Annotated in this window: 20 protein-coding genes and 1 pseudogene; 10 read left to right on the top strand and 11 right to left on the bottom strand. The window is 68.8% G+C overall.

Annotated features, from left to right (window positions below):
* The 6 genes and pseudogenes from A8M77_RS30040 to A8M77_RS30015 form a co-directional block, all read right to left on the bottom strand.
* Positions 1–470: pseudogene (locus A8M77_RS30040) on the bottom strand (hypothetical protein); the annotation flags it as partial.
* A 75-nt stretch (positions 471–545) separates the two neighbouring features.
* On the bottom strand, positions 546–3,260 hold the full coding sequence (locus A8M77_RS30035; RefSeq protein ID WP_086925130.1) for a virulence factor SrfC family protein: 2,715 nt from the start codon (positions 3,258–3,260) through the stop codon (positions 546–548).
* Between the two features lie 137 nt (positions 3,261–3,397).
* A complete protein-coding gene (locus A8M77_RS30030) occupies positions 3,398–6,442 on the bottom strand; it encodes a virulence factor SrfB (RefSeq protein WP_086925129.1) in 3,045 nt (1,014 codons plus the stop codon).
* 44 nt (positions 6,443–6,486) lie between these two features.
* Positions 6,487–7,947, bottom strand: a complete 1,461-nt coding sequence (locus A8M77_RS36270) for a hypothetical protein (RefSeq protein ID WP_086925128.1) — start codon at positions 7,945–7,947, stop codon at positions 6,487–6,489.
* 194 nt (positions 7,948–8,141) lie between these two features.
* On the bottom strand, positions 8,142–9,308 hold the full coding sequence (locus tag A8M77_RS30020) for a S1 family peptidase (protein WP_143694806.1): 1,167 nt from the start codon (positions 9,306–9,308) through the stop codon (positions 8,142–8,144).
* A gap of 50 nt (positions 9,309–9,358) precedes the next feature.
* Positions 9,359–10,090: a hypothetical protein gene (locus tag A8M77_RS30015; RefSeq protein WP_158101022.1), complete on the bottom strand. Its 732-nt coding sequence runs from the start codon at positions 10,088–10,090 to the stop codon at positions 9,359–9,361.
* Between the two features lie 72 nt (positions 10,091–10,162).
* On the opposite strand from A8M77_RS30015, the gene A8M77_RS30005 reads away from it, so the two are divergent.
* Positions 10,163–10,600: a helix-turn-helix domain-containing protein gene (locus A8M77_RS30005; RefSeq protein ID WP_086925124.1), complete on the top strand. Its 438-nt coding sequence runs from the start codon at positions 10,163–10,165 to the stop codon at positions 10,598–10,600.
* Positions 10,601–10,612: 12 nt separating this feature from the next.
* Entirely contained in the window at positions 10,613–12,148 is a 1,536-nt protein-coding gene (gene pdxR, locus A8M77_RS30000) for a MocR-like pyridoxine biosynthesis transcription factor PdxR (protein ID WP_086925123.1), read from the top strand.
* Between the two features lie 5 nt (positions 12,149–12,153).
* On the opposite strand, the gene A8M77_RS29995 is transcribed toward pdxR, so the two are convergent.
* Both A8M77_RS29995 and A8M77_RS29990 read right to left on the bottom strand, forming a co-directional pair.
* Positions 12,154–13,491: an MFS transporter gene (locus A8M77_RS29995; RefSeq protein WP_086925122.1), complete on the bottom strand. Its 1,338-nt coding sequence runs from the start codon at positions 13,489–13,491 to the stop codon at positions 12,154–12,156.
* A 69-nt stretch (positions 13,492–13,560) separates the two neighbouring features.
* On the bottom strand, positions 13,561–15,192 hold the full coding sequence (locus tag A8M77_RS29990) for a GMC family oxidoreductase (protein WP_086925121.1): 1,632 nt from the start codon (positions 15,190–15,192) through the stop codon (positions 13,561–13,563).
* 104 nt (positions 15,193–15,296) lie between these two features.
* On the opposite strand from A8M77_RS29990, the gene A8M77_RS29985 reads away from it, so the two are divergent.
* The 5 genes from A8M77_RS29985 (at position 15,297) to A8M77_RS29965 (ending at position 17,966) form a co-directional block, all read left to right on the top strand.
* Complete coding sequence (locus tag A8M77_RS29985; RefSeq protein WP_086925120.1) at positions 15,297–16,139, top strand: IclR family transcriptional regulator; 843 nt, start codon at positions 15,297–15,299, stop codon at positions 16,137–16,139.
* Between the two features lie 87 nt (positions 16,140–16,226).
* Complete coding sequence (locus A8M77_RS29980) at positions 16,227–16,601, top strand: hypothetical protein (RefSeq protein ID WP_143694804.1); 375 nt, start codon at positions 16,227–16,229, stop codon at positions 16,599–16,601.
* A complete protein-coding gene (locus A8M77_RS29975; RefSeq protein ID WP_086925118.1) occupies positions 16,598–17,119 on the top strand; it encodes a GTP-binding protein in 522 nt (173 codons plus the stop codon). The genes A8M77_RS29980 and A8M77_RS29975 overlap by 4 nt, the downstream gene beginning before the upstream one ends.
* A 13-nt stretch (positions 17,120–17,132) precedes the next feature.
* Entirely contained in the window at positions 17,133–17,543 is a 411-nt protein-coding gene (locus A8M77_RS29970) for a roadblock/LC7 domain-containing protein (RefSeq protein ID WP_086925117.1), read from the top strand.
* Positions 17,544–17,606: 63 nt separating this feature from the next.
* Positions 17,607–17,966, top strand: coding sequence for a hypothetical protein (locus A8M77_RS29965; RefSeq protein ID WP_086925116.1), 360 nt, complete (start codon positions 17,607–17,609; stop codon positions 17,964–17,966).
* Between the two features lie 2 nt (positions 17,967–17,968).
* Here the strand turns inward: A8M77_RS29965 and A8M77_RS29960 are convergent, their stop codons facing one another.
* Positions 17,969–18,565, bottom strand: a complete 597-nt coding sequence (locus A8M77_RS29960) for a VOC family protein (protein ID WP_086925115.1) — start codon at positions 18,563–18,565, stop codon at positions 17,969–17,971.
* On the bottom strand, positions 18,562–19,440 hold the full coding sequence (locus A8M77_RS29955) for a fumarylacetoacetate hydrolase family protein (protein ID WP_086925114.1): 879 nt from the start codon (positions 19,438–19,440) through the stop codon (positions 18,562–18,564). The genes A8M77_RS29960 and A8M77_RS29955 overlap by 4 nt, the downstream gene beginning before the upstream one ends.
* Positions 19,441–19,583: 143 nt before the next feature.
* On the opposite strand from A8M77_RS29955, the gene A8M77_RS37030 reads away from it, so the two are divergent.
* Positions 19,584–19,928: a LysR family transcriptional regulator gene (locus A8M77_RS37030; RefSeq protein WP_238137026.1), complete on the top strand. Its 345-nt coding sequence runs from the start codon at positions 19,584–19,586 to the stop codon at positions 19,926–19,928.
* A complete protein-coding gene (locus A8M77_RS37025; protein ID WP_238137025.1) occupies positions 19,925–20,290 on the top strand; it encodes a LysR substrate-binding domain-containing protein in 366 nt (121 codons plus the stop codon). The genes A8M77_RS37030 and A8M77_RS37025 overlap by 4 nt, the downstream gene beginning before the upstream one ends.
* Here A8M77_RS37025 and A8M77_RS29945 read toward each other — a convergent pair.
* A complete protein-coding gene (locus A8M77_RS29945) occupies positions 20,203–21,108 on the bottom strand; it encodes a LysR family transcriptional regulator (RefSeq protein ID WP_086925113.1) in 906 nt (301 codons plus the stop codon). The two genes, A8M77_RS37025 and A8M77_RS29945, sit on opposite strands and share 88 nt — an antisense overlap.
* A 105-nt stretch (positions 21,109–21,213) precedes the next feature.
* Between A8M77_RS29945 and A8M77_RS29940 the strand changes: the two genes are divergently transcribed.
* On the top strand, positions 21,214–21,996 hold the full coding sequence (locus A8M77_RS29940) for an enoyl-CoA hydratase-related protein (RefSeq protein ID WP_086925112.1): 783 nt from the start codon (positions 21,214–21,216) through the stop codon (positions 21,994–21,996).
* Positions 21,997–22,008 lie beyond the last annotated feature (12 nt).

The following is a 22,008-nucleotide window of genomic DNA, read 5'->3' as shown; positions in this document are numbered from 1 at the left end:
GGCGGGGGCGGGGGCGGCGAGGGTAGGGGTGCCGGCGGCGGCACCTCGGCCTGCGGCACCGACACCGGACCGCGCGGATCGGGTGGCGGCGTCCAGCCGGTCGGCTTGAGGGACGGACGGCGCAGCGTGGCTGGCCCGGTGAAGATCTCATCCGCCTCCGTGCCCTGGGGCTGGCGAATGCGCAGCTTGTAGGCCTGGTGAGCGCGCAGGTGATAGGTGACGCCGTAGTCGATGTCGAGCCAGACAGCATTGCCCTGGCGCCGCGGGTCGAGGGGGCGGAAGCGGTAGACCGCGGTGGTCCACGGATCGTCCGGATTGCGCGGGTCGAGGTAGCGCTCCGTGGGGCCCTGCTGGATGATGGAGATCTCCAGGTCCTCGGGCATCGCGACCTGGCCGGCGGAGGGACCGGTGAGTTGGAACGAGGCCGTCCCGCTGGCGTGTTGTTCGAGTTGAAGCAGGCGGGTGGGCATGGGCAAGTCAGGGGCAGGTCAAATTTGCAAACGAATGTTATACAGAAGCACGCGCGTCTGGGGCGCGTTCGCGCTTCAGCCTGCCTTCACCTGCAAGGCCGGCGCCAGGCCTTGCAGGATCTCGCCCAGGTCCCGGTTGTCCGCCTCGCCGATCTCGCGGCCGCCCGAGAAGCTCACGTTGTCCAGTCCCAGCTGCTTGAGGGCCACGCCCCAATCGAGGAAGTAGTCGCGCTCCATCGAGACCTGCGTCTGCGACACGGCCGGCATCTGGCCGCGCGCCGGCAAGGGCAGCGGCTCGAAGACGCCGCGCTGCCGCGGCTTGGGGGCCTCGGGGACTGCCGGGCGCTCGGCGCTCGGGCTCTCGCTGAAACCGAGGTAGGCGACGTAGTCGTTGACCATCACGGTCGCGATGCCGGCACTGCGATCGGTCACCTCGTCCCAGCGCAGGTTGGCCGCCGCCACCTGCGTGCGCACGCGGTCGGCGATGCGCTCGGTCAGCTGGCGGCGGTGCGCGCCGATCACCAGCTCGTTGCCGAGGTCGCCGACCAGCTGGGCGTCCATGCCGAGGGCGCTCAGCGTCTCGGCCTGGCTCGACAACCCGCGGACCTTCTCGGTCCACAGGTTGAGGACCTGGGTTGCGAAATGGTCGAAGCGGTCGCGCGCGCGGCGCGGGGGGGGCGGCGCCGCGGCCGTGCCCGAGGCTGCGGTGGGCTCGGCCCACGGGTCGTCCCAGGGATCGGCCTCGGCCGCGGGGGCGGCGGCTGCCTCCTCGACCGCGGGCGCGGCCTCGATCTTGAGCGAGGCGACGTTGAGGAAGGCGCCACGGACGTCGGCCTCCAGCACCTTGATGCGCGCCAGCAATTGCATGAAGTTGACGAACTCGCGCTCGCTGGTGGCCCGGAAGAGCCTGCGGCGCAGGTTCATCAGGCCCTCTTCCTTTTCCTTGCGCGACGAGTCGTCGTCGGCCTGATAGAAGCGGCGCATCCGGGTATCGAGATGCCTGGCCTGGTCGACCAGGCGGCCCGCGAGCTGCCGCGTCTTGAGCATGGGCGACAGCACACGCTCCAGGTTGTCGACAAGGTGGCGCACGCCGCCGTCGTTGAGCTGCATGGCACAGTCCCAGGCTGCGGCCGGGTCGTTGAAGTGCTTGCGGCAGAGCTCGGATTCGACGACGCCCTGGCGGTTGGCCGCGATCCGGGCTTCGGCCTGCGCGGCGATGCCGGTCTCTCGCCGCTTGTTGTCGGCGTCGGTGGGGCCGTACTGGAACACTGCGTCGAGTTCGTACTCGGGGTTGCGCAGGAAATAGGTGTTGGCAAAGGCCTTGCCGCTCCAGTTCTGCAGCCACTCCTGCTGCTTGTAGAGCTGGTACATCGAGGCATCGAGGCGTGCATCGATGCGGCCGGCCCAGGACTCGGGCGTGTCGCCCGGCTTGGCGAGCAGTTCCATGTCGAACTTGGTCAGCACGAAGAAGAGGGCGCAGGGCAACTGCGCACGCGTCTCGGGGCTCGCACCGTGGGTCTGCGCCACCCACTTGCCGACCAGGGAGGTCAGGTCCTTGACCTCCTGGTTGCTGGGCGGCATGCACAGCAGCATGCAGGTGAGCTCGCGCTCCTCGGTGTAGCGCTGGAAGAGGTAGGCGATCTTGCCGCGCAGGAGCATGTTGCGCACGCTGAAGGTGCGCTCCTCCGGGTCCTGCGGCAGCTCGACCATCTTCTCGCGCGCCCGCGCGCCCGGGAAGTCCAGCAGGTCTGTGTGCGTGAAGAAGGGCCAGGGCTGGTTCGCCATCACGACCTTGATCTCGGCCACCAGCGCGGTGAGCGTCGCGCGCGGCACCTTCACCGGCGGCGCGTCGCCGCCGTCCGCACGCTCCGGCACCACGCTGATGAGATCCTTCTCGTCCTCGGGCGTGCCCAGGCGCAGCTTGATGATGTCGACGTCGATGATGCTCTGGGTGCGCGGGATCAGGCAGTCCAGCGCGGCGCGCCCCGTCGGCGCATGGCCCAGGGATTCGAGCGCGCGCGTCAGCAGCAGGAAGACGTCGGTCAGGTCCTTCGACAGGCCCCACAGCACGCTGTAGAGCTCGGCACGCTGCGCGAGCGGCAGGCGATGGCCGAAGCGCGTCAGCGCATCCCAGTAGCCGGTGCGCGCCATCGGCTCGATCGGCACGGCAAAGTTGTCCCGGAAATACTCGCCGATGTCGAACATCACGATCTCGTCGAGGTGGGGGGCGCTCTGGCGCGCCATGCTCTCCAGCCGTTCGATCATGGCGCGGATCTGGTCTTCGCCCGGCAGGGCGAGCTTGCGATTGTTCTGGTCGAAGTCCGAGAAAAAGCTGTTGCCGATGACCTTGACGATGTCGGTCTCGGTCAGCAGGCGCAGTTCGACCGGGTGCGTCGTGTCGCTCGTGCCCTTCTCGATGGTGAAGCGCGTCACCAGCCCGGTGGCTTCCTTGCCGCCCGGGGGATTGAGCTCCTGGATGAAGTTCTTCGGCGTGCCCGCGAAGTCGGCGATGAGCGGCTTGTCCTCGCTTTTGCCCAGCACCGAGACCAGGTAGGACTTGCCGGCCTGGCTGGGGCCGAACACGCCCGCGCTGTTGCGCCGGCCTGCCGAGGAGGCGACCTTGCGCGCCAGGTTCTCGGCGCGCCGCGTTGCCTCGAGCAGCAGGCGCTCTTCGGTGGCGACCGAGGTGGCGGTCTGCGCGAGCCGCTGCACCCAGGCGCGCGATTGGGCGCTCGCGCGGGCCAGGGCCTGCGAGCCATCGAGCAGCATGTTGGAAGTCGGTTCGCTCATCTCAGTTTTCCACCACGCTATCGCGGGACCCGCGACGCGTGAAACACGCAGGCCGCGAAGCCGGGCCGCCGGGTGCGCCCCCGGCGAAGGGGTTGGCGGACCACACGAAGTGGGGGAGCCTGGGGGAGAGCTTCATTTCAGCCTCCCAGCAGGATGCCGGTGTCCAGCCAGTAGCCCTGCTGCTGGCCGATCGTCTGCAGCCGCAGCCGCAGCCGGGCCGGCGGCACGGTGCGGCCCTCGCGGTCCTCGACCCGCTTGATCTTGAGTTCGGGGTTGTCCATGTACTCCTCGCCGGTCCGCCTGTTGGTCGTTTTCTTGCCCGCCCGCGCCAGCGTGACGCGCAGCGGCGTCATCGGGTTCAGGGCGCGCGCATCCTCGGGGCTCGCATAGTCGATGCTGTAGAGGCGCGAGGCCGGCCAGCGGTCCACCGGCACCTGGCGGAACCCGAGCGGCATCGGCCCGCGGAATTCAAAGGGCTGCTCGGGCAGCTCGTAGTCGACGTTGTCGAGATCGAGGTTGTCGTAGAACTCGTCCTCCTTCAGCAGCCGGTTGGACTGGTCGAGCTTGCCGAAATAGCGCGCCGTGGAGCGCAGCCGCAGTTCGTTCGAGCGGAAGTTGAAGTTCTGCAGCTGGCCATTGCCGAGCAGGCAGATCATCGCGCCCACGGCGGCCGTGGTCTTGGGGTCGCCGATCGTCGCCCGGTAGTCGCGGAAGGGATACCACTGACCGACCCGGAACAGGTGCAGCGGCAGGATGCGGTGCGAGGGCAGGGCCGCGCATTCCTCCAGGATGGCGCGCACCGCGGGAAGGCGCGAGGTCCGGCCCGAGAGGATCAGCATGTCGCAGCGGTAGCGCGCGACGATCTCTCCAAGTGCCCGCAGCATCTCCTGGAACACGCTGCGCACCGTGCGGTCGATGTCGGGCAGCGAGACCTCGAAGCGCATGTCCTGCAGCCGGAAGTCGCGTGCGCCTTTCTGCGCCAGCTCCTGGTTCACGTGGTCGAGCAGCGCCTGCGTCGGCGCGTTGTCGGGCATGAAGAATTCGCTGAATCCGCGCACCGCCGCCGGCGCGGGCGCCAGCGGGTCGTAGGCCTCGTAGTCCTGCAACAGGCCGAGGGCGATCGGCGCGGCGATCTGGGCCGCGAACTGCTGGCGGCGCACCAGCTCCACCGCCTTCATGTCGCCGCGGTCGCCCCCCAGCAGCTGGTTGAGCGCGTAGTCCGCGCGCTCGCCCATGCCGGCCTCCCGCAGCCGCTGCCGGATCGGCTCGATCACGTGCTCGCGCACCACGCGCAGCAGGGCGTCGTCGCCCGCCAGGCTGAAGCCGTCGCGGAATTCCTGCTCGGGCGTGAGCGTCACGTGCGCGCCCGCGCCGTCTGCCGCAACGGAGGTCACGACGATGTCGGTGGTGCCGCCGCCCAGGTCGATGGTCGCCAGGCGGAAGCGGTCCGCGGTGCCGGGCTCGTGCTGGTTGTCCGGATGGCGCGCGTTGCGGAAGAAGCTGCGCGCATCGCCCGAATGGTTCAGTGCCACCTGGGTGTAGAGATACACCGCCTGCGTGGCGGTCGCCTCGTCCCACTGCAGGATCACCTCGGGCCCCTCACCGCTGCCGCCACCGCCCTGGCCGGCGTAGCTGAGCTGCATGCTGCCGTCGTCGGCGTAGTCGATGCGAGCCTGCCCCAGCGACAGGTTGGCGAGATCGCAGGCCGCCTCGGCCTGCTTGCGCAGGATCTCGCGCTCGGCCAGCGGCATGGCCGTGGGCATGGTCATGATGATGCGGCGCAGCCGCCGCGGCAGGTTGGCGTTGGCCGGGCGGCGCAGCCGGTGCATCGGCGAGTTCATCAAGGCGATCGCCTGCACGAAGATCTCCGCCAGCGCGAACGAGGTCAGGTTGCGGCGCGAGTACTGGGCACGGATCGCCGGGAAGCCCTTGTCGGGAAACTGCGCGAGCAGGTCGGGGCTCAACTGGTGCAGCGCCTCGCCGAGGTCGTTCACCAGCGTGGTGAAGGCGACGCCGGTGGCGTAGTCCGAGTGCCCGGCCTCGGCCGCGCCGACGTTGAAGCGCCAGGAGTCGCGCCGCGGGTCTTCGTCCCAGAGGTAGCGCTTGGGGCTCGACAGGCCCGACGATCCCTCCGTGCCGGAGCGCCGTGCGGCCAGCCGCGCCGCCTCCACGCCCACGCGCACCACGGTGGGCCAGCCGAAGGCTTCGGAACGGCCGCTGCGGATCGACAGGTGGTCGCGCCCGAACTGTGCGCGCGCGAATTCGAAGCGGCTCGGGAAGGGATCGGAATACACCTGCTCGGCCCGGCTCAGGTCGCGCAGCTGCAGCGTGACCGACTTGGTGATGTCGGCGCCGAGCTGCTCGGGATCGGACTCGATCAGGAGGCCGCAGCTGCGCGAGTTGCCGAGGTCGAGCACGAGGTCGACGTCGATCGGCGGCGAGCGCGGCTCGGTGATCCGGTCGACGAGTTGGAAGGACGGCAGCACGTCGAGCCCGTGCAGCAGGTCGATGAACGCCCGGTAGCGCGCGATGTGCTCGCTGCTGCCCTGCATCTGGTCATGCACTTCGGCATTGGTCAGCGGACGGAAGGAAAAGTGGCGACGGCGGCGCTCCTCGCGCTCGAGCATGTCCTTGAAGGTCTCCAGGCACCAGTCCTTGACCCAGCCCTCCGCGAGGTACCAGTCGATCGGGTCCTGCGGGCCGGGCAGCGCGAACTCGCGGCCGTTGCGGGCGTCGTTCGGCGATGGTGCCAGGTAGGCTTCGCTCTCGACGAAGGCGAGCAGGCTGGTGTCGCAGGCGATCACCAGCCGGTAGGTGTTGCCCTTGCTGTCCGGCTCGTCGAGCCGCGCGAGGTAGGCGCGCGCCCAGTTGGTGGGGCCCCGGTAGAAGCCCTGCGCCTCGCGCCGCAGCAGCGGCAGCGGGATCCACACGCGGTCGAACATCTGCTCGATGGACTTGATGTCGACGGAATAGGACTCGACGCCCCGCGGCTCTTCGTCGCCGCGCCGCACGCAGGGCGGCACCTTGGCAGCGTCCAGCGAAGTCCGCGGATCGAAGAAGCCCCACTCCCTGGGCACCGGCGTCTGCTTGTCGATGGAAAAGCCGAAGTCGAGGAACTGGACGCCGCTGCCGGGGATCAGCGGGACCACTTCGGGGAAGTGCATGAGTTCGTTCAGTGCCATCGATGTGTAGCTTGCGTGAGAGAGGTACGAGGTCCGCGCGGCCGTCAGCGCCGCTGCATGCCCATGTAGTAGCGGCTGCCGTCGGGGTTGAGGCCGAAGCACTGGGTCTGGCCGCCGGAATCATTGCCGCATTCGATCTGGGGTGCCCCGTAGCGGCTGCCGTCGCTGCACGGTACGGCGTCGCTGCCGCGGATGCCGAGCTTGCCTCCGTCCATGCGGCCCTGCACCTCGCCGCTGCAGCTGGTGCCGTCCGGTCGGCGGAACGTCACCTCGCCTTTCCCATCCTTGCTGAACTTGAAGGACAGGTCCAGCGGCTCCTTGGTCTTGCGATCCACCAGCCCCTCGCCGGCTTTCCAGTCGCCTTCGAGAAAGTCGAGCTTGCGGGCCGCGGTGGGGCTGGCGGGCATCTTCATCGGGCGGCCGCTGTCGGCGGAGGGCGGCGCGGGAGGCGTCGGGTCCGAGCCCTTCGGGTTCGTGGTATCGGGCGTGCCAGGCGGCTCCGGCACCGGCGGGACCGGCGGCTCGGTGCGGCTTTCGGACGGGGCGTCGCCCGGCGGTACCTTCGTGTCCGGCGGTGCTACAGCGTCGGGCCCGGTCCCGGGCACGGGCGGCGCGATCTCGGGTGTCGTGCCCGGGGCACTGGGCGGCTCGATGCCCGGCACCGTGCCCACCGGCGGCGGGACCGAGCTCGAGGGGCCACCGACACCGGGCGGCGCCACGGTATCGACCGGCGGCTGCGAGGGCACGACGCCGGGCGGCGTCGCGGTCGTCGGATCCGTCGGCTTCGCCGAGGGAAGGCCGAACAGGGACCCGTCCGCCTCGTCGGACTTGCAGCCGCGCAAGCCGAAGAAGAGCAGGGCCAGCAGCAGGAGGGCCAGCAGCAGCCAGAGCAGCCACTTCCACCAAGCGGGCCGCGTCGCCGCTGCGGCCGCGACCGGCGTCGCCTCGGTCGTGGCCGCCGCTGCAACGACCGGCTCCCCTTTCGGGGCGGGTGAGCTCTTTGGCGCCAGCGCGGAGGGGTCGACGCTGAAGCCGTTCTGGTCCTCGAAGCCCCAGAAGGCGATCACGGGCTGGTCGTCCACGAAGTAGAGGAAGTTGCCGTCCGCCGGCACGCGCGTCGCCTGCTCCAGCAGGCTGGCGAAGGAGGTCGCGCCGCCGGGCTGGCCCGCGTTCTGCGTGCGCAAGTCCTGCGCGAAACTCACCAGGCCCGAGCGCACCACCTCCAGATCGAGCGCGCGCTGGACCTGCTCCTCGCCCGACATCTCATGCCATCCACGGGCCGTGCCGGGCATCTCGGCAGTCCAGCGCAGCTCGCCCAGATCGGGATCGTAGGTGGGACGTGCGAAGTAGTTCGCCACCTTGTCCCCGCGCTTGGCCTTGAGCATGGCGCGCAACTGGACGTGACTCTGGTAGGCGGGCTTGCCGAAGACCCCGAGCGGACGGTAGCGATCGACGCGGTCATGCGCCAGTTGCGCCCCAGTGGTGCCGGATGCATTTGTGTTCATGAGCTGAATACCGCAATGGGCTACAACGGCCGCAAGTGACTCCCTCCTCGCCTGCTGCCACTCATATGTAAGCGACGGACACAGGTCGAGTGTACTGTGGCGTTCTTGCGTGGCAACGGTCAGGCAGGCGATTCGAACGAGTTGCGCAGCCGTGTTGCTGCCTGGCTTCGACCGGGCGCGGTCGATGGGGCTTCTCAGCCGCGCGAGCAGGCACGGGCGTCGGCCCGCGCGGCCGTGCCGGAGGATTGCAGGAAGGCCTGCATCACCGGCGAGCGAATGGCGTAGTTGATCTTCGAGGACTGGCTCTGGTCGACGTTGATGAAGGTGTTGACACCAACCAGACGGCCGCACGCGTCCACCAGCGGGCCGCCCGAATTCCCTTTGGCGATCGACGCCGTGTGCACGATCAGCGGCATGCCGTCGGCACCGGTCTGGAGCGACTGCACCGCGCCCTGCGTCAGGCTCAGGTCCGGAGCGACCGAGGAGTCGCCTGCCAGCAGGCGGCGGAATCGCGGATCGTTCTGCACCACCACGCCAGGGAAACCGGCCGCCACCACGCTCGAGAGCTTGCTGATCTCCGTCGTCATGTCGAGCACGCCGGGTGCCGTTCCGTCTTCCAGGCGCAGCAGCGCGAAGTCGGGGGAGCCGACGCTGGAACTGGTGGTGATGCGCAGCACGCTCGCGCGCCGCACCGAGCGCAGGGCCGTGCTCACCAGCAGCACGCGCCGGCCGGCCTTGTCGACGACGTGGCGATTGGTGACCAGCAGATCGGGCGCGATGAAGAAACCGGTGCCGGTGCCCAGGCTGCTGCCGTCAGGCGAAGGCACCAGCACCATGGCCGTCGCTTGTTCCAACCGTTCCGCCAGTTGGGATTCGCTCAGCACCGGGGCTGTGCCGCTCGTGGGCAGTGCCGGCGCGGAGGCGGCCGGCAGCGCCGGCGGGGTGGCGCCGCCGACCGGGCGTCGGACCTCGCCGGGCGGGCAGTCGGTTGCGGTCGCGGCCTTCGCTGCCGCGAGTTCGATCGTCAGCTTGCGCCGGCGCTCGAGCATCGCATCGAGCTCGGCCTGGCGGTCCGTCTCGGTGGAAAGGTTCTTCTCGGAAGCCAACCAGATCGCTGCGGCCGCCGCGGCAAGCAGGAGGACCGCGGCCAACCCCAGCCAAAGCAAGCGGCGTGATCTTGGAGTGTCTTGAGGACCGGTCGCAGCCATGAACAGCAACTCACAAGAGGCCGGGTGGATATGACGCTGCAGTGTAGTGCACAACAACATCGCAGAGCCGCGCGATGCGAGCCGCGCCGAAGCTGCGTCGAGGTGGTCTTTACCCGCCTTTACAACGGCCATCGCGCTGTCAGAATCAGCCACGCGATACGGGTTTCGGCCCGGGACAGCTTGTCTCCATCGCTCTGGCGGGTTCACGAAAAAGCAATACGGAGGGGATCGCCATGTTCAAGCGCTCTTTCATCGTTGCGGCAAGCCGGGCCCAGCCGAAGCGCACGCTCGCAAAGGCATGGATGACGGCATTGGTGTTCGCGCTGGCGCCGGCGCTGGCGGGCGCGGGGCCGGCGGAGGAAGCCGCCGCCCGCCGCCAGGCCGAGGCGCAGCCGCGCAGCAGCAGCAGGCGCGCATGCAGCAGGAGCAGGCCCGGCAGCGGGCGATGCAGCAACAACAACAGCAACAGGTCCAGCAGCGGGCCCAGCAGCAGCGCGCACAGGCCGCGCAGCAGCAGCAGGCGCGCGCAGCAGGAGCAGGCCCGCCAGCGAGCGATGCAGCAACAGCAGCAGCAGCAGGTGGCCATGCAGCGCGGGCAGCAGCAGCGCGCTCAAGCCGAGCAGCAGCGTCAGCAGCAGATGCGCGCACAGGAGCAGCAGGCCCGGCAGCGAGCGGCGCAGCAACAGCAGCAGGCCCAGGCACGGGCGCAGGCTGAGCAGGCACGTCAGCAGCAACAGCGCCAGGAACAGCAGCGACGCCAACAAAGATGAGTTCGCGGCCGTTCTAGGGATGGAGCGGGCTGGTGGCCCATCCGGCGGCATGGAGGCCGAGGCCGAAGACGCCGTGCGTGACCAGGGGTCTGCAGGCGTGCCGCGGCGGGGCATGGCGTGCGGCTGGCCGCGACGCCGGCGCCCATGCCGGGCAATGGCATTCATGTGGCTTCTCTCTTGCTTGGCTGTGAGGGAAACTAGACTTTGCCAATTCAAGCCAGCTTGAGGTCAAGTGCAATGAGCGTTTTGGATATCAGCGAGGTGGCGCAGCACTCGGGTGTGCCGGCGTCCACCTTGCGTTTCTATGAAGAGAAGGGGTTGATCGCCTCCGTCGGCCGGCGCGGCCTGCGGCGCCTGTTCGACGCCAGCGTGCTGGAGCGCTTGGCGTTGATCGCGATGGGCCGGGCCGCGGGCTTCTCGCTCGAAGAGATCGGGCTCATGTTCGCGCCGGACGGGCAGCCGCGCATCGACCGCGAGCGGCTCGAAGCCAAGGCCGACGAACTGGACAGGACGATCCGCAAGCTGCAGGCCATGCGCGATGGCCTGCGCCATGCGGCCGTCTGCCCCGCACCGAGCCACATGGAATGCCCGACCTTCCGCCGCCTGCTGAAGGCCGCCGCATCGGGGGCCATCGGCGCGCGAAAGTCGACCCTTGCGGCGTCTGCGAAGATCTAAACTGCCCCGGCCATGCCCCATCCCCGATCCATCCAGTGGGCGCAGCTGTTCGCGCTGCCCGAGCAACCCGGCCTGCCGTTGCAGGGCCGCCTGCGTGCCGCGGTGGTGCAGGCCATCCTCGAGGACCGGTTGAGCCCGGGGGCGCCGCTGCCCTCGTCGCGCGAACTGGCGACGCTGCTGGGCCTGAGCCGCAACACCGTGACCTCGGCCTATCTCCAGTTGATGGACGAAGGTTTCCTGGAGGCGCGCCCGCGCAGCGGCGTCTTCGTGGCGCAGAACGCGCGGCCGCTGTCGGCCGAGCCGGCGGAGCCGCTGGTGGGGCGCAGCGGCCAGTCGGGCCAGCCGCCCGAGTGGTCGGCCCGGGTGCGGCGCTCGCTGATGGACCGGCCCACGCTCGCCAAGCCCGACCGCTGGCGCGACTATCCCTATCCCTTCGTCTACGGCACCTACGATCCGCAGCTGTTCCCCACCGAGGACTTCCGCGAGTGTTGCGCGCGCAGCCTGGCGCGCTCGCAACTGCCGGCCTGGACGCCTGACTTCGAGACCGATGACGTGCCGGACCTTGTCGAGCAGATCCGCACGCGCCTGCTGCCCAAGCGCGGCGTGTTCGCGCTGAAGGAGGAGATCCTGGTCACGCTCGGCGCGCAGCATGCCTACTACCTGTTGGCCGAGGCACTGTTCGACGAGAACACGCGCGTCGGCCTGGAGGAACCGGGCCATCCGCATGCCCGCAACAGCTTCGCGCTGCGCAACCCGAAGTGGGTGGAGATCGAGGTCGACGAGGACGGCCTGGTGGTCGACGCGCTGCCCGCGGCCGACTACCTGTTCTGCACGCCCTCGCACCAGAGCCCGACCACCGCGACGCTGAGCCTGGAGCGGCGCCAGTGGCTGCTGCGCAAGGCCGAGCTGCAGGACTTCGTGATCATCGAGGACGACTACGAGGCCGAGAACCTGTACGAGGGCACGCCGATGCCGGCGCTCAAGAGCCTGGACAAGACGGGGCGGGTGATCTACGTCGGCTCGGTGTCCAAGAGCCTGTCGCCGGCATTGCGCCTGGGCTTCATCGTGGCGCCGCGCGCGCTGATCAAGGAGCTGCGCGTGATCCGGCACGCGATGCTGCGGCACCCGAGCGCTTTCCTGCAGCAGGCCTATGCGCTCTTTCTTTCGCTGGGGCACCACGAGTCGCACGCGCGGCGGGTCAACCACGCGATGCAGGAGCGGCTGGCGCTGGCAGCGCAGGCCCTGCGCGACCACTTGCCGGACTTCGAGTTCAGGCTGCCATCGGGCGGCGCCTCGATCTGGGTGCAGGCGCCGTCATGGGTGGACGCGGGCGAGCTGGCGCTGATGGCGCGTCACCACGGGGTGCTGATCGAGGCTGGCGACGTGTTCTTCGCCAAGCCGCCCTATCCCTGTCCCTTCTTCCGCCTGCGCCTGTCCTCGATCCCTGCGGGGCAGATCGCGGCGGGGATCCGGGCGCTGGGCGTGGCGGTGAAGGATCTGGCGCAGGCGCGCGGAGAGTCGGTGAACGGTGGGGTCCGGGAGCACTAAACTCTTCAGCGCCCCGCGCCGCGGGCACTGAGCGACGACGGCCTCGCCGCTTCCTCGGCGCCGCCCGAGCGCCCGATCAGCCAGGCGCACAGGGCTGACACGGCGCCCGCGAACAGCACGTACATGCAGATCTGCCAGGGCTGCCCGCCGCCCGACTTGAGCAGTGCGGTCGCGACGATCGGCGTGATGCCCGAGGCGAAGATGCCCGAGAACTGGTAGACGAAGGAGATCCCCGTGTAGCGCACCTTCGCGTCGAACAGGTCGCAGAAGAGCGCCGCCTCCGGCCCGTACACCGAGGCATAGAAGATACCGAAGGGCACGATGATCGCGAGCCACACCAGCAGCACGTTGCCGCCGCTGTTCGTCATCAGCCAGAAGCCCGGAAAGGCGGCGATCGCGGTGATCAGCGAGCCCCACATGTAGACCTTGGGCCGGCCGAGCCGGTCGGACATGCGGCCGAAGTAGGGGATGGTGAAGATCATCACCACCGCCGCCGCCATCACGCCCAGCAGGGCCTCGGTACGGCTGAGCTTGAGCGTGCTGGTCAGGTAGTTGATGGAGAACACGCCGAAGATGTTGAAGAACACACCGTCGATGTAGCGCGCCCCCATGCCCTTGAGCACATTGCCCGGGTAGCGCTTGAGCATGTCCATGAAGGGAATGCGCAGCTCGGCGTTGCGCGCCTTCACCGCCGCGAACTCCGGCGTCTCCTGCACGTGCAGGCGGATGTACATGCCCACCGCCACCATCACGCCCGAGAGCAGGAAGGCGATGCGCCAGCCCCAGGACAGGAACTGCTCGTCGGTCAGCAGGAAGGACAGCAGCGCCACCACGCCCGAAGCCATGCACAGCCCGATGGCCAGGCCGATCTGCGGCAGCGAGGCATAGAAGCCGCGCTTCTCCTTCGGCGCGTACTCGTAGGCCATCAGCACCGCGCCGCCCCATTCGCCGCCCAGGCCGATGCCCTGGGCCACGCGCAGCAGCAGCAACAGGATCGGCGCGGCGATGCCGATCTGCGCGTAGGTCGGCACCAGCCCGATCAGGAAGGTGGCCACGCCCATGATCATCAGCGTGAGGATCAGCATGCTCTTGCGGCCGATCTTGTCGCCGAAGTGGCCGAAGATCACGCCGCCCAGCGGCCTCGTCACGAAGCCGACGGCGAAGGTGGTGTAGGCCAGCAGCGTCGACACGACCGGGTCGCTGCCCGGAAAGTAGAGCTTGTTGAACACGATGCCGGCCACCACGCCGTAGAGGAAGAAGTCGTACCACTCGATGCTGGCGCCCACCAGCGCCGACGTCACTACCCTTCGAATCGCCTTCTCGTCGCCTGTTGCTGCACTCATTTGTTTGTCTCCGATGAAGTGTCGTGATGGGAAAGCCCCCGTGCCGGGGCTGCGGACTGCGGAAAGAACTCAGGCAAGGGCGGCGGCGTCCTCGCGAATCATGTCGACGGCCTTCTCGGCCATCATCACGGCCGGTGCGTTGGTGTTGCCCGAGACCAGCGTGGGCATGGCCGAGCAGTCGATGACGCGCAGCCCGCCGATGCCATGCACGCGCAAGCGCGTGTCGACCACGGCCAGCGGGTCGCTGCCCATGCGGCAGGTGCCGGTGGGGTGGAAGATGGTGGCGCCGTTGTTGCGGCAGAACTCGAGCAGGTCCTCGTCGCTCGTGGCGTCGGGTCCGGGCTTGATCTCGCGCTTGACGTAGGGCCGCATCGCCGGCGCTGCGGCGATGGCGCGCGCCGCCTTCACGCCGGCCACCGCGGTCGCGCGGTCGAGCTCGGTCGCGAGGTAGTTGGGCTGCATCGAGGGCGGGTCGGCCGGGTCGCGCGAACGAATGCGTACATGGCCGCGCGACTCCGGCCGCAACTGGCACACCGAGAAGGTGAAGCCCGACCAGGGATGCACCTTGCCGCCCGCCATGTCGGCCGACAGCGTGGCGACGTGGAACTGGATGTCGGGCGTGCTCGCGGCCGGACGACCATCGGCGTCGTGCAGCGCACGCATGAAGCAGCCGCCCTGGTTGATGCCTACCGCCAGCGGGCCGGTGCGGTGCATCAGCCATTCCAGGCCCAGCTTCGCCTGGCCGACCCAGGAGTTGAGCTGGTCGTTGGTGGTAATGGGCTGCGTGCATTCGTAGCTCAGGCGGATCTGCAGGTGGTCCTGCAGGTTCTCGCCCACGCCCGGCAGCTCGTGCACCAGCGGCACGCCTTGCTGCGCGAGCAGGGCGCGCGGGCCGATTCCGGAGAGCTGCAACAGCTGCGGCGACTGCAGCGAGCCCGCGGCCAGCAGCACCTCGGCGCGGCAGCGCGCGGTCTTCTCCACGCCGCCCTGCAGAAAGCGCACGCCGACTGCGCGCCGGCCATCGAGCACCAGGCTGCTGGCCAGCGCCTCGGTCTCGACGCGCAGGTTGGGGCGCTTGCGTGCGGGCACGAGGTAGGCCTTGGCCGTGCTGCAGCGCCAGCCGCGGTGGGTGGTCAGCTGGTAGTAGCCGGCGCCTTCCTGCGCGGCGCCGTTGAAGTCCTCCGTGCGGGGCACGCCGATCTGCTGCGCACCGGCGATGAAGGCCTCGATCAGCTCGTGCTTCGCACCGATGTCGGAGACCTTGAGCGGCCCCGCCGCGCCATGGAAGGCATTCGCGCCGCGCTGGTTGCCCTCGGACTGGATGAAATAGGGCAGCACGTCCTCGTAGCTCCAGCCCGGGTTGCCGAGTGCGGCCCAGTGGTCGTAGTCCTCGCGCTGGCCGCGGATGTAGATCAGGCCGTTGATCGAACTCGAGCCGCCCAGCGTCTTGCCGCGCGGCCAGTAGATGCGGCGGCCGTTCATGTTCGGGTCGGGATCGGTTTCGAAGCGCCAGTTGTAGGTGGGGCTCCACATCGTCTTGCCGTAGCCGATGGGCAGGTGGATCCACAGCGACTTGTCCTCGGGGCCGGCCTCCAGCAGGAGCACCCGCGTCGACGGGTCTTCGCTGAGCCGCCCGGCCAGCACGCAGCCGGCCGAGCCGGCGCCCACGACGATGTAATCGAACTCTTCTTCAACAGGCATGCAGGGCTTCCGGCAATGAAACAATCGCTTCGGCCACCGATGCTAGGTGATGAATTTTCGGAACACAACGTTCCATTTTAATTGTTTGCTAGAGGTTTACCCCTATGACGCGTCCTGCGCGCAAAGCTGCTGCCGCCCCTGTCGCTCCCGCCGCCGCTGCGAAGAAGCGCGCCGCGGCTGCCGAATCGCAGGCCGAGGAGCCGAGCACCGGCTCCTCGGCCGAGCGCAGCCTGCGACTGCTGTCGCTGCTGGCGAACGAGGGCCGCGCGCTGTCGCTGGCCGACCTCGCCGCGCAGCTGTCGCTGCCGAAGGGCACGGCGCACCGCATCTGTACCCAGCTGCTGGCGACCGGCTTTCTCGCGCGCGATGTGGACGAACGAATGTTCAGCGTCGGCCCGGCGCTGCGGCGGCTGGCCTTCGACACGCTGAACCATGGCGTGGTGCGGGGCCAGCGGCACGAGGTGCTGGCGGAACTGGTGCGGAAGGTGGGGGAGACCTGCAACTTCACCACGCTCGACGGCGTGCAGGTGCTCTACCTCGATCGCGTCGAGGCGCAGTGGCCGCTGCGGCTGACGCTGGACGTAGGCTCGCACGTGCCGCTGCACTGCACGGCCAGCGGCAAGCTGTTCCTGGCGCAGATGGAGAAGAAGGAGCGCGACGCGGTGATCGGACATATCACCCTGACGCGCATGACGAACAACACCATCACCGACGCGGACGACCTGCGGGCCGAGTGCGATGCCATCGTGACGCGCGGCTACTCCTGCGACCGGGAGGAGTTCATCGCGGGGCTGGTCGCGGTGGCGGTGCCGGTGTTCGACGAGGCCGGCAGGCAGCGCGCGGCGATCGCGGTGCATGCGCCGACGGCGCGGATGACGATGGAGGATGCGGTCAAGCGGATCGGCGCATTGCGGGAGGCAGCGCAGCGGATGCGCGGACTTCTTTAACGATTTTCGCGTTGGCTGGCGGATGGATTCTCGCGAATTGTCACAGTCTGGATCGTTGCCAGAGGGGGGCGCCGAATAATCTGCGAGATGCATGCGAAAAAAGAAGTCACTTTTGACGAGCCCTGCCCCTCATTGCTGGAGGGTGCTGATCAGTCGGTGGATCTCTATCAGCTCAAGTACTGGGTCGTCCCAGGCCACGGCATGTCGATGGGCGTGCTCTGTGCGCTGGCCACCATGACGCGTCGCCCCGTCTCGCGGCAATGGCTGATGACCGAGGCCGGGCTCAGCCCGGCCGGCGTCGATTTCCTGCTGGCCGGACTCGAACATCGCGGTGCTCTGCAGACGGGCGCCGCCGGCGCCACCGAGAACGTGGTGTACATGCCCGCCGGCTTCGTCAGGCGCCTGAAGCGCTGGCTGCGTGGCCGCCGGATGGCTTCGTCCCCACTGTCGATCGTGCGATGACGCCACGCATCGTCCTGCTGGGCCCCATGGGCATCGGAAAGACCACGGCCATTCGCTCCCTGTGTGGCGATGCGCTGACGGATTGCGAAGTGCCCAACCTGGGCGTGCCGATGCATGGCAAGGAGACCACGACCGTCGGCGCAGAGTTCGGCATCGTGAGGCTGCCCTCGAGCGACGGGGAGCTCCATGTCTACGGCAGCCCCGGACAGGATCGGTTTGGCTTTCTTCGCCGTTGGCTGCTGAGCTTCGCTGTCGGTGCCCTGGTGCTGGTGGACATCCGACAGCCCGATGCGATGGCCTATGCCGCCGGAATCATCACGCACGCCCGCGAATCGCACCCGAGCACGGTCCTCGTCGTGCTGTCTGCGAGGCCTGCATCGCACGATGTGCTGGAGCATTTCTCGCGTGAGCTCGCTGGCCAGGTCGGTATGGCGGTTCCCGTGCTCGCCGTCGACGTGCGCGAGAAGACGCAGATGCTGGATGCGCTGGAGCTGCTGACCGCGGTGCTTTCCACTTGAACTCCCCAGACCCATGTCCACCCCGATGAACCGCACGCAGGCGCTGGCTACGCACCAGGCCTTGGCAAACCGCTATGCGGACCTCCTGCGCCGCTACACGGAGGGCGTCGATCTCGTCGCGGCGGTGATCGCCACGGTGGATGGCATCGAGATCGCATCGCAGGGCAACAAGCCCGGCGTGCGCCCGGCGCAGTTGGCGGCCATGGCGTCCTCGTTGCTGGCCATCGCTGCGGCCGCTGGGCGCGAAGTGGGGCATGGTGCCTGCGAGCGCCTCTTCATCGAGACCCGCAGCGGCTCCTTGCTCCTCAAGCCCGTTGGCCGGACCGGCGAGCTGGTGCTGTGCATGGCGCTGTCCCCGCGGGCGGTGCTGGCGAAGGCGTTCTGGTCTGCAGATCAGATCGGCAGGACCCTGGCGGAAGTCTGAGGCGCTTGGCGCGCAGGGACTTCCTTTTTTTCTGTTCCTTAACCCGAAAGATTGCGAACTGACATGGCTTCGATCAACGACTCTCTCTCTACCCTCATGAGCATCGACGGCGCGCTCAGCTGTGCCCTCGTCGACAGCGGCTCCGGCATGCTTCTGGGCCAGGCCGGCTCCGGCACGGATATGGAACTGGCCGCTGCCGGCAACACCGAGGTGGTCCGCGCCAAACTGCGCACGATGGACTCGCTCAAGCTGAACGATGCCATCGACGACATCCTCATCACGCTCGGCAAGCAGTACCACATCATTCGCCCCTCGGGCGCCCATCCGGGCCTGTTCCTTTACGTCGTGCTCGACAAGGCCCGCGCCAATCTCGCGCTGGCGCGGCGCAAGGTGATGGATGTCGAAGGGGCCGTCAAGCTCTGAGTTCAGGGCACGAACATGGACCAGGGCGTCTCGCCTTCGCGCAGCGGCCGCCGCGCGGTCAGGGCGGCCAGTGGCTCGCCCGCTTCGAAGCGAGCCGCCATCTCCTCGGGATCGAAGCGGATCCCCATGAAGTTTTCGGCGTAGGCACCGCTCTCGAAGAACGCCTCCACCTCCTCGGTCCGCTCGAACACGTCGTGCTGCAGCTCGAGCCGGTTTCCATCGGGGTCCTTGTAGTAGAGCGAGACGGTCGGCCCGTGGTTGATGCACCAGTAGGGCCGGATGTCCTCCCCCAGCAGCCGCCGGTAGGTGGCCAGTAGCGTACCCAGCGAGGCATAGGTGAAGGCGATGTGCTCCAGCCCCTGGTGCGCGTCGCCTGCCTGTCCGAGCTCGGGCCGCGCGATCAGGCCGATGCGATGGTGCTCCTCGTCGTAGCTCAGGAAGCAGAGCATCTCATTCTCGAAGGCCGGTCTCGCTTCGAGCACCTTCAGGTACCAGTCGCGCGAGCACGCGAGATCCGACACGCGCAGCACCACATGGGCCAGCTTCGCCGGTCGGATGGGGGGCGCCTGTACATCGGGCAGGCGTCGTGGGGTGCTCATGGCGTGTCTCCTTCAGGTTCGTCGATGACCAGGTTCTCGATCGCGCCGATCGATTCGATCTCCACCCGCACCCGGTCGCCCGCCCGCAGGTAGCGCGGCGGTGCCATGAGTCCGCCGCAGCCGGCCGGGCTGCCCGTGGACAACACGTCGCCGGGCTCCAGTGTGAATGCGGTCGAGAGTTCGGCCACCATGTCGCCGATGCGGTGGAGCATCTCTCCGGTGCCAGCGTCTTGGCGCAGCTCGTCGCTGACCCAGGTGCGCAGCCGCAGGTCATGCGGATCGGGGATCTCGTCGCGCGTGACCAGCCAGGGGCCGAAGGGGCCGTGGGTGTCGAAGGACTTGCCCAGCGTGTGCGTGGGCGCGCGCAGCTGCCAGTCGCGCACGCTGAGGTCATTGACCACCACGTAGCCCGCGATCACCGCCTCGGCCTCCGCAGCGCGCACGTGGCGGCAGCGGCGGCCGATTACCACGCCGAGTTCGCCCTCGTAGTCGAGCTGCTCCGACACGTGGGGCTTGTGCACCGGGTCGAAGGGCCCGCTGACGCAGGAGACCTGCTTGTTGAACCACACCTGCCCGCCCGCGCCGCGCGACAGGCCGGCGCGGGCTGCCTCTTCCAGGTGCGAGGCGTAGTTGCCGCCCAGGCCCAGAAACTTGCGCGGCTCGGGAATCGGCGCGCACAGGCGCACTTCGGACAACGGCAGGCGGGCCCCGTGGCGGGCGGCCTTGCGTATCCAGGCGAGCCCTTCGTCGCCCCAGGCCAGGAGTTCGCGCAGGCCGGCCGGTGCGCCCGGGTGGTCCGTGATGTCCACGAGCACGTCGTCCTCGGCCAGGCCGAATCTCAATCGGCCCTGGTGGCGGAAGGTGGCGAGCTTCATCCAGCTTGTCTCCATCGAAAAGTCATGCGTCGATGATCGGGATGGAACGATGCGCGAACAATCCGGCCTGGATGAACGCAACGTTGCACCGGTAGAACGTTTTGCCGGCGATGATCGGCAGCGTCCCAGGAATTGCCCACGCCATGGAAGACCTCAACGACCTGCTGTTCTTCGCCAAGGTGGTCGAGCACCAGGGCTTCTCGGCCGCGAGCCGGCAGCTGGGCGTGCCCAAGTCGCGGCTGAGCCGCCGCATCGCGCAGCTGGAGGAGCGCCTGGGCGTGCGGCTGCTGCAGCGCAGCTCGCGCCGCCTGGTGCTCACCTCGGTGGGGGAGCGCTTCTATGAGCGCTGCCAGCAAATGGTGGCGCTGGGCGAGTCGGCGAGTGAACTGGTGCAGGAGGCGGTCGCGCAGCCGCAGGGCGTGCTGCGTGTGAGCTGCCCCATCACTTTGGCGCAGTTCTGGCTCACGCCGCTGTGCCGGCCTTCATGAAGGCGCATCCCCGCGTGCGGCTGGTGCTGACGGTGAGCAACCGCCGCGTCGATCCGCTGGAGGAGCCGATGGACGTGGTGTTGCGCGTGCGCCGCCCGCCGTTCGACGATTCCAGCCTGGTGGTGCGCCCGCTGGGCCGTACGCAGGACGTGCTGATGGCCAGCCCCGCGCTGCTGCGCGAGCACGGCGAGCCGGCGAGCCTGGCCGCGCTTGCGTCGTGGTCCACGCTGTCGCTGCGCGCAGCACCGGGCGGGCTGACCCGCGCGGCCTTCCTTCAGAGCCGCTCGCAGAAATCCATCAGGTGCTTTCGGAACCACTGGTGGCTCGGGTCGCGCTCGGCGGACTCGTGCCACATCAGGTAGACCGGAAAGCTCGGCATGCGCAGCGGCACCGCATGCGACTTCAGCCGGAAGTGGTCGGCATAGAGGTGCGCCATGCGCCGCGGCAGCGTGCAGATCAGGTCGGAGGTCTGCACCATCACCGGCATCGACAGAAAATGCGGCACCGTCACTGCGATCTGCCGTTGCAGGCCACGCTTGGAGAGCGCGAGGTCGATCATCGGCATGGCGCTGGTGCGCGGCGCCAGCACCACGTGCTTGAGGCCGAGGAAGGCCTCCAGGCTCAGCTTCTCGCCCACCTCCGGATGGTCTCGCCGCGACAGGCTCAACAGCGTCTCGGTCAGCACGCACTGATGGCGGAAGGCCGCGTCCTGCAGCACGAAGTAGTCCAGCGCCAGGTCGACCGCGCCGTCGCGCAGCTCGCCCTTGAGCAGCGCGCTGGGCTCGGGCCGGATCTTGATGCGGATGCGCGGCGCCACCTTGGCCAGCCAGTCGACGAAGCGCGGCAGGATGATGGTCTCGCCGTAGTCTTCCACCGCCACCACGAACTCACGGTCCGACTGGGCGAAGTCGAAGGCGTCGTCGCCGCGAAGCCCGCGCTCTAGCATGTCCAGCGCCTGTCGGATCGGCTCCGCCAGCATCTTCGCGCGCAGGGTCGGCGCCATGCCCTGCGTGCTGCGCTCGAACAGCGGGTCGGCCAGCCGGTCGCGCAGCCGGCCCAGGGCATTGCTCACCGTGGGCTGCGACAGGTGCAGCTTGTGCGCGGCCTTGGAGATGCTGCGCTCGTTGTAGATGGCATCGAAGACCAGCAGCAGATTCAGGTCCAGCGATCGGAGGTTCATGGCCAGCGATGGTATTTGGAATTTGAATATTGGTCATTCCAGATGGAAAGTAGTCGAATGATGTGACGGCTTCCACAATGCGCCGCAACAACGGAGACAAAGCGCATGACCGAAGCCGCAGACCCGCTGCTGGTGGACCGCCCGCTCGACGGCGTGGCGCGCCTCAGATTGAACCGCCCCGAGGCGCGCAACGCGCTGAACCAGGCCCTGCGCCTGGCGCTCGCGCAGGCCTTCACGGCACTTGACCAGGACGAGGACGTGCGATGCGTCCTGCTGTGCGGCAGCGGTGGCTGCTTCGCCGCCGGTGCCGACATCAAGGAGATCGCCGGCCTCGGGGCAGCCGAGGTGTGGCGCCTCGCCGTGCCGCGCTGCTGGGCGCCGATCGCCGGGTTCTCTAAACCGCTGATCGCGGCAGTCGCCGGCCCGGCATTGGGCGGTGGCTGTGAGCTTGCCCAGCATGCCGACCTGATCGTGGCGGGCCGCAGCGCCCGCTTCGGCCAGCCTGAGGTGACTGTCGGCATCATGCCCGGCGGCGGCGCGACCCAGCGCCTGATGCAGGCGCTGGGCAAGTACCGCGCGATGAAGCTGATGCTGACCGGCGAGCCCGTCGGTGCCGACGAGGCCCTGGCCATGGGCCTGGTCAGCGAAGTGGTGGACGACGACGCGCTCGAGGCGCGCGCCCTCGCGCTCGCCGCCCTGATCGCCAGCCGCCCGCCGATGGCGCTGCGCCTGCTCAAGGAGGCCGCGCTGGCCGGCGCCGATGCGCCGCTGGCCACCGGCCTGATGCTGGAGCGCCGCGCCTTCGAGCTGCTGTTCGACAGCGCCGACCAGAAGGAAGGCATGCAGGCCTTCGCACAGCGCCGCGCGCCCCAGTTCACCGGGCGCTGAGCGCCCCCATTG

The sequence above is a fragment of the Variovorax sp. JS1663 genome, assembly GCF_002157355.1.
Taxonomy (GTDB): Bacteria; Pseudomonadota; Gammaproteobacteria; order Burkholderiales; family Burkholderiaceae_C; genus Variovorax.
This window is presented reverse-complemented; position numbering and strand designations above follow the sequence as displayed.